General features: G+C 38.0%; 14 protein-coding genes. 10 read left to right on the top strand and 4 right to left on the bottom strand.

Annotation, left to right across the window (positions count from 1 at the left end):
* The first annotated feature begins 25 nt into the window (after positions 1 to 25).
* From AC0KSB_RS14405 to AC0KSB_RS14380, 6 genes are all read left to right on the top strand, one after another.
* Complete coding sequence (locus AC0KSB_RS14405) at positions 26 to 2,668, top strand: peptidase U32 family protein (protein ID WP_472310450.1); 2,643 nt, start codon at positions 26 to 28, stop codon at positions 2,666 to 2,668.
* A complete protein-coding gene (locus AC0KSB_RS14400; protein ID WP_472310449.1) occupies positions 2,655 to 3,305 on the top strand; it encodes a dUTP diphosphatase in 651 nt (216 codons plus the stop codon). Before AC0KSB_RS14405 ends, AC0KSB_RS14400 begins: the two co-directional genes overlap by 14 nt.
* Positions 3,302 to 4,033, top strand: coding sequence for a response regulator transcription factor (locus tag AC0KSB_RS14395; protein WP_472310448.1), 732 nt, complete (start codon positions 3,302 to 3,304; stop codon positions 4,031 to 4,033). Before AC0KSB_RS14400 ends, AC0KSB_RS14395 begins: the two co-directional genes overlap by 4 nt.
* A gap of 18 nt (positions 4,034 to 4,051) precedes the next feature.
* Positions 4,052 to 5,326 (top strand): sensor histidine kinase, encoded by a 1,275-nt coding sequence (locus tag AC0KSB_RS14390; protein ID WP_472310447.1) that lies wholly within the window; start codon positions 4,052 to 4,054, stop codon positions 5,324 to 5,326.
* A gap of 69 nt (positions 5,327 to 5,395) precedes the next feature.
* Positions 5,396 to 6,082 (top strand): ABC transporter ATP-binding protein, encoded by a 687-nt coding sequence (locus tag AC0KSB_RS14385; RefSeq protein ID WP_472310446.1) that lies wholly within the window; start codon positions 5,396 to 5,398, stop codon positions 6,080 to 6,082.
* Positions 6,083 to 6,095: 13 nt separating this feature from the next.
* Entirely contained in the window at positions 6,096 to 8,834 is a 2,739-nt protein-coding gene (locus AC0KSB_RS14380; protein WP_472310445.1) for an ABC transporter permease, read from the top strand.
* A gap of 109 nt (positions 8,835 to 8,943) precedes the next feature.
* Here the strand turns inward: AC0KSB_RS14380 and AC0KSB_RS14375 are convergent, their stop codons facing one another.
* On the bottom strand, positions 8,944 to 9,399 hold the full coding sequence (locus AC0KSB_RS14375; protein WP_472310444.1) for an Hsp20/alpha crystallin family protein: 456 nt from the start codon (positions 9,397 to 9,399) through the stop codon (positions 8,944 to 8,946).
* Between the two features lie 340 nt (positions 9,400 to 9,739).
* Positions 9,740 to 10,759: an alpha/beta hydrolase gene (locus AC0KSB_RS14370; protein ID WP_472310443.1), complete on the bottom strand. Its 1,020-nt coding sequence runs from the start codon at positions 10,757 to 10,759 to the stop codon at positions 9,740 to 9,742.
* A gap of 229 nt (positions 10,760 to 10,988) precedes the next feature.
* On the opposite strand from AC0KSB_RS14370, the gene AC0KSB_RS14365 reads away from it, so the two are divergent.
* The 3 genes from AC0KSB_RS14365 (at position 10,989) to smpB (ending at position 13,828) form a co-directional block, all read left to right on the top strand.
* Complete coding sequence (locus AC0KSB_RS14365; protein WP_472310442.1) at positions 10,989 to 11,924, top strand: undecaprenyl-diphosphate phosphatase; 936 nt, start codon at positions 10,989 to 10,991, stop codon at positions 11,922 to 11,924.
* A gap of 15 nt (positions 11,925 to 11,939) precedes the next feature.
* Positions 11,940 to 12,977, top strand: a complete 1,038-nt coding sequence (tsaD, locus tag AC0KSB_RS14360) for a tRNA (adenosine(37)-N6)-threonylcarbamoyltransferase complex transferase subunit TsaD (RefSeq protein WP_472310441.1) — start codon at positions 11,940 to 11,942, stop codon at positions 12,975 to 12,977.
* Positions 12,978 to 13,348: 371 nt separating this feature from the next.
* A complete protein-coding gene (gene smpB / locus AC0KSB_RS14355; RefSeq protein WP_472310440.1) occupies positions 13,349 to 13,828 on the top strand; it encodes an SsrA-binding protein SmpB in 480 nt (159 codons plus the stop codon).
* Positions 13,829 to 13,910: 82 nt separating this feature from the next.
* Here smpB and AC0KSB_RS14350 read toward each other — a convergent pair whose 3' ends face one another.
* Together AC0KSB_RS14350 and AC0KSB_RS14345 are read right to left on the bottom strand one after the other, a co-directional pair.
* Positions 13,911 to 15,044 (bottom strand): DUF3048 domain-containing protein, encoded by a 1,134-nt coding sequence (locus tag AC0KSB_RS14350; RefSeq protein ID WP_472310439.1) that lies wholly within the window; start codon positions 15,042 to 15,044, stop codon positions 13,911 to 13,913.
* 123 nt (positions 15,045 to 15,167) lie between these two features.
* Positions 15,168 to 15,782: a hypothetical protein gene (locus AC0KSB_RS14345; RefSeq protein WP_472310438.1), complete on the bottom strand. Its 615-nt coding sequence runs from the start codon at positions 15,780 to 15,782 to the stop codon at positions 15,168 to 15,170.
* A 176-nt stretch (positions 15,783 to 15,958) separates the two neighbouring features.
* Here AC0KSB_RS14345 and AC0KSB_RS14340 point away from each other — a divergent pair.
* On the top strand, positions 15,959 to 16,190 hold a 232-nt coding region (locus AC0KSB_RS14340), incomplete at its 3' end, for a transposase (RefSeq protein WP_472310437.1).

Here is a 16,190-nt window from a genome sequence, read left to right as displayed (position 1 = left end):
TGAATTGCTAGCTCCCGGCGGGAGTATGGCGGCTATAAAGGCGGCAGTTCACAATGGAGCTGACGCTGTTTATTTTGGCGTTGGTTCTTTCAATGCCCGTGCAAATGCCGAAAACATAACTTCAGAACAAATAGCCGAAATCATGAATCTACTGCATGTTTATTCTGTAAAGGGCTACCTTGCTTTAAACATACTCTTTTCTCAGGAGGAATTAAATAAGGCAGTTATGCTTGCTTACAAAGCCTGGCAGTCTGGTATAGATGCTGTGATTGTACAAGATATGGGTCTGGCAGCTTTTTTGCGTCGTGAAATACCGTATTTGCCGGTTCATGCCAGTACACAAATGACAATTTCAGATAAACCAGGTATTGATATGGCAGCAAATCTAGGTCTGAAGAGAGTTGTTCTGCCACGTGAACTATCCCTTGAATCAATATATTCATTAAGCCGTTACGCTTCTGAAAAAGAAATTGAAACGGAAGTGTTTGTTCACGGTGCCTTATGCATTTGTTATTCAGGCCAATGTCTTATGAGCAGTGTTCAAAACGGGAGAAGTGCCAATAGAGGTTTATGTGCTCAGCCTTGCAGACTGAAGTACAGAATAGACAGTGGTCATCCAGGTAGATTAATAAGTCCGCGCGATCAGGCTCTTATTGAATATTTACCACAGCTTATTGATGCAGGCGTAAGTTCACTGAAAATAGAAGGCCGCATGAAATCTGAAGACTATACTTCTATAGCTGTGGCCGAATATAGAAAAGTGCTTGATGAATTAGATCTCAGGCAAAATAAAGATGCTGTTTTTATGCAGTCTCCGTCTCGAAAAACTGAACTCAAAAACAGGCAAGAATGTGAATTAAAAGGCATAACACCAGATAAAGAGAGAACAAACAGATTCCTTAAATCATTTAACCGGGGTGGTTCATTCACAGATAGATATATATCAGGAGATATGCAAGAGGATTTTTTAACTGGAATATATCCTGGTAGTTTTGGGATGGAACTTGGTGATATTAGAGGGATAAAAGCCCGTCAGGGAATAATTGAGATAATGACCGATCATTTTGTCAATAATCAACCTTTAAAGGGCGATGTTCTGTCGATTAGAAGAGCAGGTCAGGATGAAGAAATAGCAAGTGCTCCGGTGGGATCTGTGCAGATGCAAGGTAGAGTGATGATCGTAAAAGGTTTTCACCCTGACATAATAAGCCGTTTCCGCATAGGAGATAAAGTTCATCAAATGACGGATCTGGAAACAGTTAATCAGCTAAAAAAAAGCAAAGGCAAAAAAACCAAAATAAAAATGTTGCTTGATGTAGTTGATCAAAATGATGCACTTAAGCTTAATTTGACTGTTGCAGTAGTATCAGGTATATATCGTGATATAAAAATATCTCATGAGCTTGTAGCCGCATCTGCTGACTATGATCAGTCTTCAGAACGCATATTTCAACAATTGAAAAAAACCGGTTCAACACCATTTGAAGTTGTTGAGATAGTTTGTCCATATTTAGATAAATTGCCGCTGCCGATAACAATTTCTGACATAAATAAGATAAGACGTGAAGCAATTGATCTTATAACGGCAAAAATACAGGCTGCGACTATCTATAACAGCATAATATTTAATGATGACATAAAGGGTGAGTTTGTTCCAGAATTTAAATTATCTGATACAAGTACTAATTATGGAATACAATCCTTTATTGATAAAAATAATGCTCAATTTATCCAAACTGAGCAAGGCGAAAAATCAGAAAAAAAGCCACAGCAAATAGATGTCTGGTTTCAGCGGTTGCCAGATAATCCAGAAGACCTTGCCTGTATGGCAGATAATTACATATTACCGTTATGGTCTTTAAATCAAAAAACTGTGGAACTTTATATAGGTATATTAAAAGATTCTGAACCAGAATGTAAAATTTATGCCTGGCTTCCGCCAGCTCCCCAAAATGATATTTCACAATGGTTGCTTGAGCAATTGGGCAAACTCGAAGCATGGGGAATAAATGGAGTTTGCAGCGGTCATCCAGGAACGGCATTCTTGCCATTAGCAAACCTTGATGTGCAAATTGATTCTTCGGCAAATATATCAAATAGCGAAAGCTGCCGTTTCTTTTTGCAAAACAGGCCGGATTCGCTGGCAATGAGTTCAGAGCTTCTTTTTGCGCAAGCAGATAATATCAGAACAAACAATGATTTAAGTGATCTCTGGGGCAATACTCGTTTTACTATTCCTGTATATGGACGTCAAAGACTCATGAGCAGTGCTTTTTGTCCTGTTGGCAAAAACTTGCCCGGCTGCAGGAAATGCTATCTTGAAAAAACAGAGGTTTTTCCTGATCAATCAAAATATTATCAATATTTTGACAGCAGAAAAAATAAAATGATTTTGCAGACACATCCTTTGTTTTGTTCAACGGATTTATTGGATAGTCAGTTGACCATCGACAGTCAGGCTATCGAATATATACCTGATTACGCAATTAACTGGCGTTTGCATTTTATAGATGAGACAAAAGAAGAAAGAATTGCGCTGGTAAAAGCGTTTAGAAACATTAATAATCGCAAAAGTAAAAATGAACTATTTGAAATTGTAAATAAAATTGCCGAAAGACTTCAGATAGGTGTAAAAAATGACAGGAGACAGATTTATGGATGTAATTGATGTTTTTATTAAAATTGAAAAAAACGGCGAACAGCCGGTATATGCTTCTCCACAGGCGGCAGGGTGTGATCTTATAGCCTCGTCCGACATGATAATAAGACCTGGTGAAACCGTGATAATTCCTTTAGATATAACAATTGCCCTGCCTGAGGGCACAGAAGCTCAAATACGTCCCCGCAGTGGCCTTTCTCTCCGAACAGATTTAAGGCTTAGCAATTCACCGGGAACAGTTGATTCTGATTATCGAAATCCTGTAGGTGTCATCGTTCAGAATACCTTTAATCCTGCCTTACTGCCATTGAAAATAGCTTCTGATCCTGAAATTATCAGTACACTAAATAAATATTACCGACCTGTTTCTTTATTCAACTGGCTTCAAGAAAATAATCCGATGGATTTTAATATACCGGATTCTGATGATGATGCCTGGCAAAATTTTATGAATACAACTATTTTTCTGGATGATCAAAACAATCCTTATGGAACAATTTATATTAAGGCTGGAGATAGAATTGCTCAGATGGTTATAGCCAGACATTTGAAAGCAAATTTTATTAAACATGATGATCCTTCATCTATCGGCTGCGATAGAGGTGGTGGTTTTGGATCAACAGGAACTGGTGCTATCAGCAAATGAGTGAACAAGTTGAACAAATAAAAATAATGCTTCTTGAGGACGATGCTGCATTAAGCATGGGTCTTGAATATGCACTGCAAAGTGAAGGCTTTGCAGTAAAAGCAGCGCCTAATATCAAAAAAGCCAGGGAGATCATTTTTTCAGAACAATATGAGCCTGATCTTATTATTCTTGATGTGATGTTGCCTGATGGTACAGGATATGATTTTTGTGATCAAATAGTAAAGTACAGAAAAGAGCAGAATAAGGGTGCCTGGCCTGTTATTTTTCTGTCTGCCTGTGATAGTGAGGCAAACGTGGTCATGGGGCTTGATGGAGGCGGAGATGACTATATTACAAAACCTTTTAGGATAAGAGAGTTGATTTCCAGAGTTAAAGCTGTGCTAAGGAGGAAAAATGTAAAAACAACCTCTAGTGAGGTAATTAGTTATGGTCCTGTTTCCCTTGATCTTCAAGCATATCGTGTACTGTATAATGGAGAGGAAATTCAGCTGACAGTAATGGAATTTCGACTTTTATCTACTCTTATGCGCAATCGTGGACAAATTTTGTCCAGACAGGTTTTACTTCAGTCCCTCTGGGATGATAGAGGTGATTTTATTGATGATAATACCTTATCTGTGCATATAAGCCATTTGCGCGACAAGCTGGAAAAAGATATAACAAGCCCTCAATTGATTCATACAATAAGGGGAGTAGGTTATAAATTTGGTTCAGAGCTTTTATAAATTAGCCGGAGGTTTTATATGCTTCATGTTTTTGTCAATCCTGGTCAGCGAAGATTGCTGGCTTTATTCATGTCGATAATTGTTTTGCTGGCTTTTACCGGATATTTATTATCAGAAATATTTGCCAGACAAATTCTCACGGTTCAGATAGAAGAAAAAATTGCCATGATTGGCTATCTGGCAGAAAATGAAATAATTTTAGATGAAACTCAGATTGAACATATAACTATGTCAGGATTACTGGACGGCAGATATGATGATCAACAACTTGAAAGCGGCAGAAAGTGGCTTGCTTCATACGGTTATGAGCAATCAGACACCTGGTCTTACTACAATGCTTATAATGGATTTAGATTTTCAGGATTTTGGATAGCTTTTTTGCCAGCATCAATTGCATTGATTATTATGACTATACTATGCTCATTCATATTATCAGAAATATATAGGCAGATTAGAAAAATTGCCAATATATCTCAACAGGCAGCGGCAAATCCAGGCAAAATAGATTTATCAGCTGTTTCAGTACGTAATGAGGGTGATCTTGCTGTTTTATGGTATGCAACGGCTCATTTGGCTGAAAAAGCGGCAGCGCAATTGAAATCTCTTGAAAGAGATAAAAAGTATTTGCAAAACTTTCTCTCCGACATATCTCACCAGGTTAAAACACCGCTTGCTTCATTACAATTATATCTTGACCTGATGATGCAAGAAAAAACAATGTCTGCTCAAAAACAGGAACAGTTCATTGAACAGGGACTGATGCAGATTCAGCGTATAGACTGGCTGATACAGGGACTGCTTAAGATGGCAAGACTGGATGCAGGCTCTGTACAGATGAAGATTATACCAGCTGATATAGCAAAGACCGTTGATAGATCAATTTCACCCTTTAATGAGTTAATTAAGCAAAAACATGTTTCTGTTGATAATATGATAGATCAGGGAATGATCTGGCCGCATGATCCTGAATGGCTGGCAGAGGCAATAAGTAATATTATAAAAAATTCCCTGGAACATATTCCGGAGTATGGCAAGATAGAGATAAAAGCTAAAAAAACTCCGTTGTCATTGCAATTGCAAATAAGTGATAATGGCCCCGGTATACCAAACGGAGAGATTAATCGGATTTTTGAAAGATTCTATCGGCATAATGCATCGCGTAAATCAGATTCAGTTGGCATAGGACTGTCGCTGGCAAGAGCTATTTTTGAACAAAACGGAGCCGATCTGACTGCAAGTAGTCTGCAATCTTCCGGAGCTGTCTTTACTGCCAGCTTTCTTAAGAAATCTTAAGCTAAAATTCACTTTGCTTTAAGACAGAATTGTTAAGCTTATATTCATCAAACAAATATGGAGGAATATATGGCAATCATAAATGCAAAAAATCTGATTAAAACATATGGTAAAAAAGATGCCGCTGTGCATGCTCTGCGTGGTGTGGATTTAAAAGTTGAAACAGGAGAATTTGTTGCAATAATAGGTCCGTCGGGAAGTGGCAAATCAACTTTACTGCATCTCCTCGGTGGTGTGGACAGACCAACAAGTGGAACTCTTATAGTCGAAGAGAAAGAACTGTCACAATACAGTGAAAAACAAATGTCATTGTACAGAAGAAGACGTATTGGCTTTGTCTTTCAGTATTATAATCTGGTACCGGTATTAACAGTTGAAGAAAATATTGCTTTGCCGCTAATGCTTGATGGTCTCAAACCTGATCAGGAATGGCTGGAAGAGTTGTTAGCGCGATTGAATCTGCAGGACAAAAGACATAGTCTGCCTAATCAGCTCTCTGGCGGTCAGCAGCAAAGAACAGCAATGGCCAGAGCATTAATACATCGTCCTGCACTTGTGCTGGCAGATGAACCAACCGGTAATCTTGATTCGCAAAATGGCAGAGAAATCATGGCCTTATTACGTGACACTGTAAGAAGAGTTGGTCAGACATTGATACTGATAACGCATGATGCAAATATAGCGGCTCAAGCTGATCGGATTATGATAATCGAAGACGGATTAATCAGACCGATGCAGATAGCAGAAGCTTTGTAAGGGAGTGATAAAAATGCATTCTCTTAGTCAACTGAGCCGTAGATATTTAAAACGGCAATGGAAACGTACCATTTTTACCAGCCTTGGAATAGTAATGGCGACTGCGCTTTTTGCCGGTTTGGCGCTGCTTTTCACCAGTTTTATAAATATGTATACAGAAGCAGAAGCTGCAAGATCAGGAAGCTGGCATTATCATGTTTCAGGTTTGTCTATGGAGCAAGCTAATCAGCTTCAGGCAAATATAAGAATAAAAGATAGTGAATTGATTGCTAATTCTGTTTATATGGCAAAACTTGGAGACTCAGAATCTGATGATGAATGGCTTATCTTAAGAGATATAAGTGAAATCGGAGATAGCCTTAATCCATATCCTATGACTGTATTTAGCGGACGTTTACCAGAAAATGATTCGGAAATAGTTTTAAATACAGCTCTTTTCAAATTTTTTCCGGGACTGGAGCTTGATCAGGAAATAGAACTAGATCTATTTGACCTTAGAGAAGGTAATACCAGCGGTTCGCAAAAAAGGACATATAAAGTGGTAGGTATAGCAGACTGGACTGATACACAATTGCCTGCCCCCGTTTATTATGCACTGACTCATATTGAGGAATCAGAGAAAAAAATGGCAGAAGTTTATCTTACCGTAAAAGCCAGCACTGATTTTGAGTCTAATATTTTAGCTGCTTTAGAAGATGTACTGCCGGAATTGTCAGAGACCTTTCCAAACATAAAATATCCGACATTTAATAATGAATCTGTCTGGGAAGATATACAAACAGTCAGGTTGCAAACACATGATGGGCTTTTAAGATATCTGGGGCAGTCTTCTTATGATGGGACAAATGCAAGTCTGTTAACTTTTTTCGGAATTCTTGCTGCCATTATAATGATATCTGTAATTTTTGTAATCAGAAATAGCTTTGCTATGTCAGTAAGTGAAAGATCAAGCGAATATGGCCTGCTTCGAGTTGTCGGTGGTTCTCCCTCGCAAATTCGACGATTGGTACTACAGGATGCAGTACAGATGGCAATAATAGGTATACCAGTAGGCCTTTTCTCTGGAGTTATTGCCATGAAGATAACTCTTGACTATGTTTCAAATCTGGGTTTGCCAGAAGTAGAATACTTAAAATTGATCGTTTCTCCTTGGCCACTTGTAATAGCCGCATTGTTATCTCTGCTGGCAATTGTGCTTGCAGCTATTTCGCCGGCTGTAAAAGCAGGTAAACTCTCCCCTATGGAAGCAGTAAGAAAAACTGGTGTTTACTCAGTAGAAAAAAAATCAAGCAAAGGATTGATGCGTAAAGGAAAAATAAACAGAAAATTAGTGGGTGTAACAGGTTTTCTAGCAGGGAGAAGCATCAGACGAGATCGTAAGCGCTTTAGAATAACAACTTTATCTGTTATGATCAGCGCAATATTATTTTTATCAGCCGGCGGAATATCCTATCTTTTCTCAAAACAATTGACATATTTCAACACCGAGCAGATAGATTTCAGATTATACACATATTCACAAAATGAGTCTGATTCACAAACTACACAAGCTGGCACAGGTAATTATGCTGCAGGAAATGCTGATTTAAATATGCTTTACAGCATATTGGATAGAGAAAAAATGATCGAGCGAATAGCTCTATATGGACAGTTCTCTCAGCCTATGCAAAGTGATCCAGATATATTCAGCGAGGAATTAATTGAAGTTATCCAGAAAAGCCACTTTATTGGCGGACAGCCTTTTTCAAGAGAACAGGCACTGGAAACACTCTCTGGAAACAGCTATGTTAGAATTCTGCTTGCCGACAGGGAGTTTCTTGACCAGATAAATATTAATAATCCCGATCAGGTCTGGCAGCAGATGCAGCAAGGCCAGGTAATAATTTCACAGACAAATCCCGTTAACATATCAGATCTGAGTTTTCAAACAATATCACTTACCAATCTGTCGCCAGGTGACAGTATAAATATGGCAAATGTATCTATATACGATGATGAAAAAGAAGAAGAAATTGAAATGCCCGGTTTACCAGAATCATACAAAATAGCAGCAGAAATAGATCAGTTGCCCTGGTTTATAGAAGGTTTCTTTTCCGGCAATAATTCAATTATGCTAATTGCCGACAGAGAATTTATGATGCAGGAATATTTTGCGAAAACCCCTGCACTAAGCCAGGCATTAAGTATTGAGGAAATACTTGCAATAGATGCTGCTGCTGGCTATGAAGCAGATGTATACAAATTACTGGAACCATATGTGGATCAAAATGTTCCGGGAATGCAAAGTTCTTTATACATTCAAAATAATTATGAAAGCATGGTGACGGCCAGAGGAATTGTGAAAATGCTGAATGTTTTTGTTTATGGTTTTGCAACCGTTATAGTTTTGATTTGCAGCATGAACATATTAAACACAGTAACTACAAATGTCCTTTTGCGCCGTCGAGAACTGGCGATGCTGCAAGCTGTTGGCATGAGCAGATCACAAGTCAGAAAAATGCTCCTGATGGAATGCTCCCTTTATGGGGCTAATGGAGCAATATGGGGATCAATCATAGGTACTGGTTTGCTTTATCTGCTTGGACAGAGCATTGAAGGAACTATGGGCAGTTTGACCTTGCAGGCTCTACCTTGGAACATGATCATTGCAACCTTTGCCGGTGCTATAATTATTTCAATTCTAGCAGGAATTCTTCCGATAAGGAGGGTTATGAAAGATCAGATAGTTGAAGCAATAAGAGCGCAGGAATAAGAAGTAAATAAAAAGAAGACCCCGGGCTTACTGACTCCGATGGAGCTGGATAATCCCGGGGTTTTTCAATTTTAGTAAAACAGGCAGCCTTTTACGCTGCTATTTTTACTTAATCAATCGGAATTGTTTTTCCTCTAGATGTATTGTTATCAGATTTAGGTAATTTCACATGCAAAACCCCGTCTTTCATTTCTGCTTTGATAGAATCTCTATCCACAGAACTTAAACCGAAGCTTCTTGACATCGTACTCTGATAACGTTCTCTTCTGACATAATTTTCTGTTTTTTCATCTTTTTGCTCACTTTGATTCACTCTTATTGTTAGCCTGTCATCATCAACTTCTAATTCTACCTGATCTTTAGATATTCCAGGCAAATCTGCATCCAACCAGTAAGCATCATCTGTTTCCCTTATATCAACTTTCATCTGAGAACTATTGCAATAAAAGGAAGGGAACACTGAATCATTAAAAAAATTCTCCATTACATTGTTAATGTCAAAAAGACTGTTTTGTGAAGTCTGCAGACCTCTGTGTTTTCTGTCAAAAGGTACTAATCCAAACATAATCAACACCTCCATTTATTTTTGGTTTGTATTAGCATTCAGACATAGATTAATCAAAGTTTTTTGGGGGATAGCAGAATGCTAAAAAAATCTGCTTGCAAGCCTCCGGTTTGACTTTGACTATCTTTGTCCTTCATTTATTATTATACTCCTGCCTTTTTAATTGTCAATAATTGGCACTGTTAAAAATTTTTGAAGCTAATTTGAAAAGAATTTGAAGTAAATTTGAAAAGAATTATTTTATTCTACTCAAATTTCCTACATATTTAATGGATTAACATTCTCGTTCGCTTTGGTTGTCGAGGAATTTCGGGCGAAAAAGTTGAATTTATCTATTCATTTAATATACATAGCGGGAGAAAAAACGTTTCAATGCTTCAGCGTATTGCTCCTGATCATTGATCCAACCCTGACAATAACCTGTACCTTTAGATTCAAAAGTATGTGTTGTATCCGGATGAAGGCGCAAGCGCTCCTGAACAAGCGGTGAAATCGAACTGTTTCCAATATGACTGTCTGATTCGCTCCAGGTCAACAACGCAGGTATCTGCATTTGAGAAATAAGTGTTATATGATTGACTGATCCCGGATGACCTGCTGAAAGTCTTATTGCATACGGAACCGTATATTGTAGAAGATAGGTGCCTAGATTGCCCATATTCCGGCAATCTGCTTGAATATAAATGTCGGGTGTGATAGCTGGAGTATCCAGAATAACTGCTCTTATATAACTGCGATCATAAGTCAATCTTTGCAGTTCGGCAGGATAATCTTCCTGAGTTGTTCCGGCCGGAGGCAGTTCCTCCCATGCCATCAGTGCTGCAGAAACCCCGCTGCCAATTCCATAGAGAACCACATCGCTTGTAGATGTATACTGTCTGGCATATTGGATAGCTGCCAGAACATCACTCCATTCGGCATAACCATAAGAGGATAACTGGCCATCTGATTTCCCTGAATTACGTAAATCAAAAGCCAAAACATTAAAACCCTGATCTACAAGAAATTCAAATAGAGCCGGGCTATCCAACTCAAATTGTAAACGGTTGTTCTGATTATCATGAATCATTATGATTGTACTTATAGCTTCAGTTCTAGCAGGGAAAAACCAGCCGGAAAGGCGTGTTTGCTCATCTAGAGAGGGAAAGCTTGCTAATCTGTAATCAGGCATTATATTGCTGGAAAAATTTGACAGCGGTTTTCCAGGTGTTCTCATTATCTGATCTGCATTAACAAAAGTCAGGATTAGCAGAACCACTACGGTTATTGCCAAAAAAGAGGCAATTATGGCTAGTTTATTTAAACGACGAGGCATGCGTTTCTCGTTTTTTACTTTCAAAATACTAGTTTTGTCTTTCACAATATCTCCTGATTTAGATCTAAATTAAATCTATTCTGTTACTGGAATTACTATGCCCAATAGCAGTTGTTTTTTTTCTGTTGTTAATCGCGTATCATTATATCACGCGATAAGTCAACTTGTGGTAAAATTGGTAGCGATTCTATTATCAATACAATATGCTTACGGTATTGTATTAATGTACTTATATGTATTTATAATTAATGACATTATCTGGGAGGGAAAAGAATTGTTTTGCCGGCAAAAAGCTGGATTAACGATTCGAAAAAACAATATGAATTTGATAGAAGCTTTGATATTGGGATTAATTCAGGGGATAACAGAGTTTATTCCTGTCAGCAGTTCAGGACATCTTACGCTTTTTGGCAGAGTTTTTGGTGTAAACAGCGATATAATGATGTCTTTTACCACTTTATTGCATGTTGGGACATTAATCGCAGTCTTTATTGTTATGCGAAAAGAAATAATGGAAATAATACGCGATATATTTGGCAAAATGACCTGGCTTATTGTTGTTGCAACAATTCCTGCCGTTGTAGCTGCATTGCTTCTTGGAGACTGGTTTGAATCTTTGTTTGATGGCAGAACTTTAGGTTATCAGTTTCTGATGACTGGAGTTATTTTGCTTTCTATAATAATGGTAAAATCTGAAAGATCAGAAACCAGAATCAGGAAATTGGCAATATCTGATCAGGAAGCAGATGCAACCGATAAAACAGAAGATGAAGAAATAAAACCAGAAACCAACAATTCAAATGAAAAAGAGATATCATATAAACAGGCTTTGATTGCCGGTCTAGGTCAGGCTGTAGCAATTATGCCAGGTATATCAAGATCAGGATCTACATTGGCTGCCTTATTGCACTGTAAAATAAAGCGTAAAAAAGCAATCAGATTTTCTTTTTTGATGTCAATTCCTGCAATTGCCGGTGGTTTTGCACTGGATCTTGTCAAATTATTTAAGGGCGAAGGATCTGCTATCACAGAAATTGATCCTTTGGTTTTGATCATAGGTGTTGCAGCTTCTGCAATATCCGGCTATCTGGCAATGAATTATATGCTCAAGAAACTTACTGCCAAGGGCATTTTAGTTTTTGCCTCTTATGTTATAGTTCTGGGCCTTTTAGTTTTAATTGATCAGAACTGGGTTAATCTGGTGTTCTAATAGAGGTAAAATATTATGTCAAAGCAAACTCTGATTTTAGGTATAGAATCATCTTGTGACGAGACTGCTGCTGCAGTTGTAGCAGATGGACGGCAGATTTTGTCTAATATCATTGCCTCTCAGGCAGACTTTCACCAGCAGTTTGGCGGTGTTGTGCCAGAAATCGCATCCAGAATGCATGTTGAAGCAATATTGCCGGTAATTGATCAGGCATTAACTGAGGCTGATGTCAGCCTGGAAGATATCAGCGCAGTAGCAGTGACTTACGGACCTGGACTTGTAGGGGCTTTATTAGTTGGTCTATCAGCGGCAAAAGGTCTTGCTTTGGCAAGCGGCCTGCCTTTGATTGGTGTTCAGCACATAGCCGGACATATAGCTGCCAATTATCTGGCTGATCCAAAGCTTGAGCCACCCTTCTTGTGTCTAGTTGTTTCTGGTGCACACAGTCATCTGGTACTTGTCGATGATTATGACAGCTTTAAGGTTATCGGGCGCACGAGAGATGATGCAGCAGGAGAAGCTTTTGATAAACTTGCAAGAGCTCTTGGGCTTGGGTATCCAGGAGGCCCTTTAATGGATAAAACGGCAAAAAACGGCAGAACAGATGCTTTTTATCTGCCTAGAACTCGTTTTAATGATAGTCTGGATTTTTCTTTTAGTGGTCTAAAAACTGCCGCTTTAAATCAGCTGAACCAGTTAAAGCAGCAAGCAGAATGTAAAGATGATGATAGTTGGCAGAAAATAATATCACTTCAGGACTTTGCTGCAACTTTTCAGCATGCAATTGTGGACGTATTATCTGACCACGCTATACAAGCGGCTCAGGATTACGGTATAAAACGTGTAGTTTTGGCCGGAGGAGTATCAGCAAACAGTGCTCTTAGAGAATTGATGCGTAAGAAAACGAATCAGAACAATATTGAATTGACGTATCCGCCTTTGATTTTGTGTACTGATAATGCTGCAATGATAGCCAGCGCAGGTTATTTTTCCTTCTTGAAAGGGAAGACATCATCTATGGATTTAAATGCTGTCGCCAGTCTGGATTTGTGAGCTGATTTTATTAAAACTTTGCCTTTGTTTTTAGTTAAAATCATTGTGGATTAAATCTCAAAGGTGAAGGTTGAAAGTTTTGATGTTTTAAGTCAAAGAGTGAACTAAATGTGTATAATTTTTGAATATTCATGAATTTGCTGTGGAATATTCAAATCCGACAAATGTGGACAAAATTCGACAAAATCTGACAAAGCTTGTAAAATCGGGGTTGTAGATATGTAAAAACCATATTTTGTGTGGAAAACTATGTGGATAGTGTGCATAACTATGTGAATATACACGCTGAAAACGGTTTTTGATAATATAATCAGGGAAAATACAAATAAGTTTTTTGCAATTAATAAGATAGAAAGCTGCAGGTAAAAAAGATGGCTCAGGACAAAAAATATAAATTGGTAGCTGAAAATAAGAAGGCTTATCATGATTATCATATTGAAGAAAGATTGGAAGCTGGAATTGAGCTTGCCGGAACTGAGGTAAAATCAATTCGTCAAGGGTCGATAAACCTTAAAGAAAGCTATGCTTCAATAGTAAATGGCGAGCTTTTTGTTCATGGCATGCATATAAGTCCTTATGAACAAGGTAACAGATTTAATCAGGATCCTCTGAGAGCCAGAAGATTACTTATGCATAAAAGAGAGATTCTCAGATTGTTTGGAATAGTCAAACAACAAGGTTTGACCTTGGTTCCAACAAAAGTATATTTTAAGCATGGGCGTGTAAAAATAGAAGTTAGTCTGGCAAAAGGTAAGAAGCAGTATGATAAGCGTAATGATGAGGCTAAGAAGCAAGCCAAAAGGGAAATAGACCGCCGCTTAAAAGATGGCAGCCGTTCAGGAGAGGATTAAACATAAAATTATAGTTCACCCTTGCTGAAGATGAACTATAACTTGATTTGTAAAAATATAGAATTATAAAATTGAAAAAATATCATTCAAAGGAAACAGTCTGCCTGTCTGACATTATAGCTATATATGTTTGTCCGCAATTAAGCAAAAGCTCACTGCCGTCTGCTTTGTAGAATTTAAAATCGTCATAGGTTCCACCTTTTTCCCAGGTGATTTCTTCCGCCTTACCACCGGTAAGATAATAGCCAGATCCAGCACTAAGGTCTACCTCCGCAAGTATATCTGAACCAACTCTGCCTATATTTGCCTGCAGTATAAGAGCATTGGTGTAAGAGTGAGCCTTATTGGTACCCATATCAATCTGAACTTGACCATGTTGGCTTTTTTCATAAAGCTTACTGTCCTTGTTGTAAAGCAAAGAAGTAGAAGCTGCACCGGAAAAAACTATATCCGCCTGATCCGCTTTTATATCACCACTAACAACAAACTCAGTTTCAGGATTAAAGTTAAATGGTTTTTCATAATCCTCTTTTACATCTCTTCTTATTTCAAGTTTTTCTATTGCCGCCAATATACGATCGCCCGTGGTTTTGACACTATGTTCATAACCACGATTTTTTGCCCAGTCCTGATCACGCCAGAATGTATCTGCCAATACTTGTCCGTCCAGATGATCTGTCCCCTGGTTTTGAAGTTGATTATAAGCCATATAGGAGCCGCCAATATGTACAAAAATGGCATCAAGACCACCTGCAAGATCTATGAAATCGTGCCTGGCACTGCGAATCGAACCTGTCTCGGGAATAGAATTTACATCGGCAAAAACAGCCATCATTCTTGTAAGACCGTATTCAACTTCCATCTCAAAAAGTATCTCGGCCTGACCCACTCCGATCTGGGGGTTCGCAACTTTTACATTATTAATCATGATTGCGATAGGTCTTTGACCAATAATGGAATTATCAGTTAAAGCTAAACCACTTAAAGGGTTCAAATCATATGTATAAGAACTGTTTTCCGTAGTACTTTCAGTTTGTTTTGTGGTCTCAAGTGAAGTTGTTTCACTTGTTTGTGTTGTTTCTTCTATTGATTTGTTTTTGTTACATGACCCAATAGCAATTAGTGTGAATAAGATTATAAGGATAAACAAAGAAGACAAGACTATGATAATTTTTTTATGATTAAGAACAGCCTTTTTCAGATTTTTTTTAGGCATAAAATAAGCCTCCTGCACAAATATGAAAAGAGTATAGCACAATGAAAGACTGAATTGATCACAAATAATATGTTTAAAGATAATGCATACTGCCAATTGTTTAAGTATTGCAAATAGCTCTGGTTAGCGAAAACTATCACTTTGAACCATTAGAGCCTGATGAACCCCTTTCATCTGCGAAATTTCATCAATCAGATCAAGATCAACAAATTGTTCAGGTAATTTTAATGTAAGATCACAAAGATCATCAGTATATAATTGTTCTTGCACAATTGCCTGTAAAGGCTCAAGTTTTTTATTTAGCTGAACCTCAATATCTGTTTCGTACCTGATTAGAAACAGATAAAACTGACGTTGCTGCTTCATTTTTATGATCAGGATACCTACAAGGGTTATCAGAAGATTTGACAATAATATATAAAAATCCAGGCCGGCACCAATTAAAATTCCTGATAATAAAGCCCAAAAAACAAAAATAAGATCAGTTAAATCACTAATAACGGTTCTAAAATGAATAATTCCAAAAACTAAAACCAGAATTATCGAAAGTGCAGGCCAGACGCTGAATTGAGAAAACAAAAAAGCAGTTAGTACACATGCAGGTATTATTGAAATATCGAGCATTTGTATAGTTGGTAGACCACGGTAATAATAGCGAAACAAAGCATAAACCAAAGCTCCGGCAATTCCGGCAAAAAAAATATTAATCAATAAATCTAAAAACGTAGCCAGAGTCATCCCTTACACTTCCTATCTATGACACAAGTTCTTTCTTTATATAAGCTATCACAAACAATTTCGTAAAAAAAGATAAAGTCCGTATACTTGGTGTAAATTGAGAAATAAAAAAGAGCCACGAGCTCGCTTTCGGTATAATAGGTTTTGCGAAACTAACAACTGAAAGGAATGAGATCATGGCTCAAGTACATCTTACACTGGAAGACGAAATTCTTAAAGACCTTATGCTTGGAAATCGGGAGAACGGGGTGGCGAAATTACTGGAAAAAGTATTTGATGCGGTGCTGCGAGGACAGGCCAGCGAACAATTGAATGCCGAGCCGTATGAGCGAAGTGATGGACGTGTCAGCTATCGGAATGGCTATCGCGAGCGTACCCTGACAACTAGAGTAGGAACGCTGATTCTTC

It is taken from the genome of Ercella succinigenes, from assembly GCF_900002895.1.
This window is presented reverse-complemented; position numbering and strand designations above follow the sequence as displayed.

What these genes read in the sequence shown, in the direction of transcription:
- AC0KSB_RS14405 (WP_472310450.1), top strand. Translation starts at nt 26, where the DNA reads ATGGCGGCTATAAAGGCGGCAGTTCACAATGGAGCTGACGCTGTTTAT.
- AC0KSB_RS14400 (WP_472310449.1), top strand. Translation starts at nt 2,655, where the DNA reads ATGGATGTAATTGATGTTTTTATTAAAATTGAAAAAAACGGCGAACAG.
- AC0KSB_RS14395 (WP_472310448.1), top strand. Translation starts at nt 3,302, where the DNA reads ATGAGTGAACAAGTTGAACAAATAAAAATAATGCTTCTTGAGGACGAT.
- AC0KSB_RS14390 (WP_472310447.1), top strand. Translation starts at nt 4,052, where the DNA reads ATGCTTCATGTTTTTGTCAATCCTGGTCAGCGAAGATTGCTGGCTTTA.
- AC0KSB_RS14385 (WP_472310446.1), top strand. Translation starts at nt 5,396, where the DNA reads ATGGCAATCATAAATGCAAAAAATCTGATTAAAACATATGGTAAAAAA.
- AC0KSB_RS14380 (WP_472310445.1), top strand. Translation starts at nt 6,096, where the DNA reads ATGCATTCTCTTAGTCAACTGAGCCGTAGATATTTAAAACGGCAATGG.
- AC0KSB_RS14375 (WP_472310444.1), bottom strand. Translation starts at nt 9,399, where the DNA reads ATGTTTGGATTAGTACCTTTTGACAGAAAACACAGAGGTCTGCAGACT.
- tsaD (WP_472310441.1), top strand. Translation starts at nt 11,940, where the DNA reads ATGTCAAAGCAAACTCTGATTTTAGGTATAGAATCATCTTGTGACGAG.
- smpB (WP_472310440.1), top strand. Translation starts at nt 13,349, where the DNA reads ATGGCTCAGGACAAAAAATATAAATTGGTAGCTGAAAATAAGAAGGCT.
- AC0KSB_RS14350 (WP_472310439.1), bottom strand. Translation starts at nt 15,044, where the DNA reads ATGCCTAAAAAAAATCTGAAAAAGGCTGTTCTTAATCATAAAAAAATT.
- AC0KSB_RS14345 (WP_472310438.1), bottom strand. Translation starts at nt 15,782, where the DNA reads ATGACTCTGGCTACGTTTTTAGATTTATTGATTAATATTTTTTTTGCC.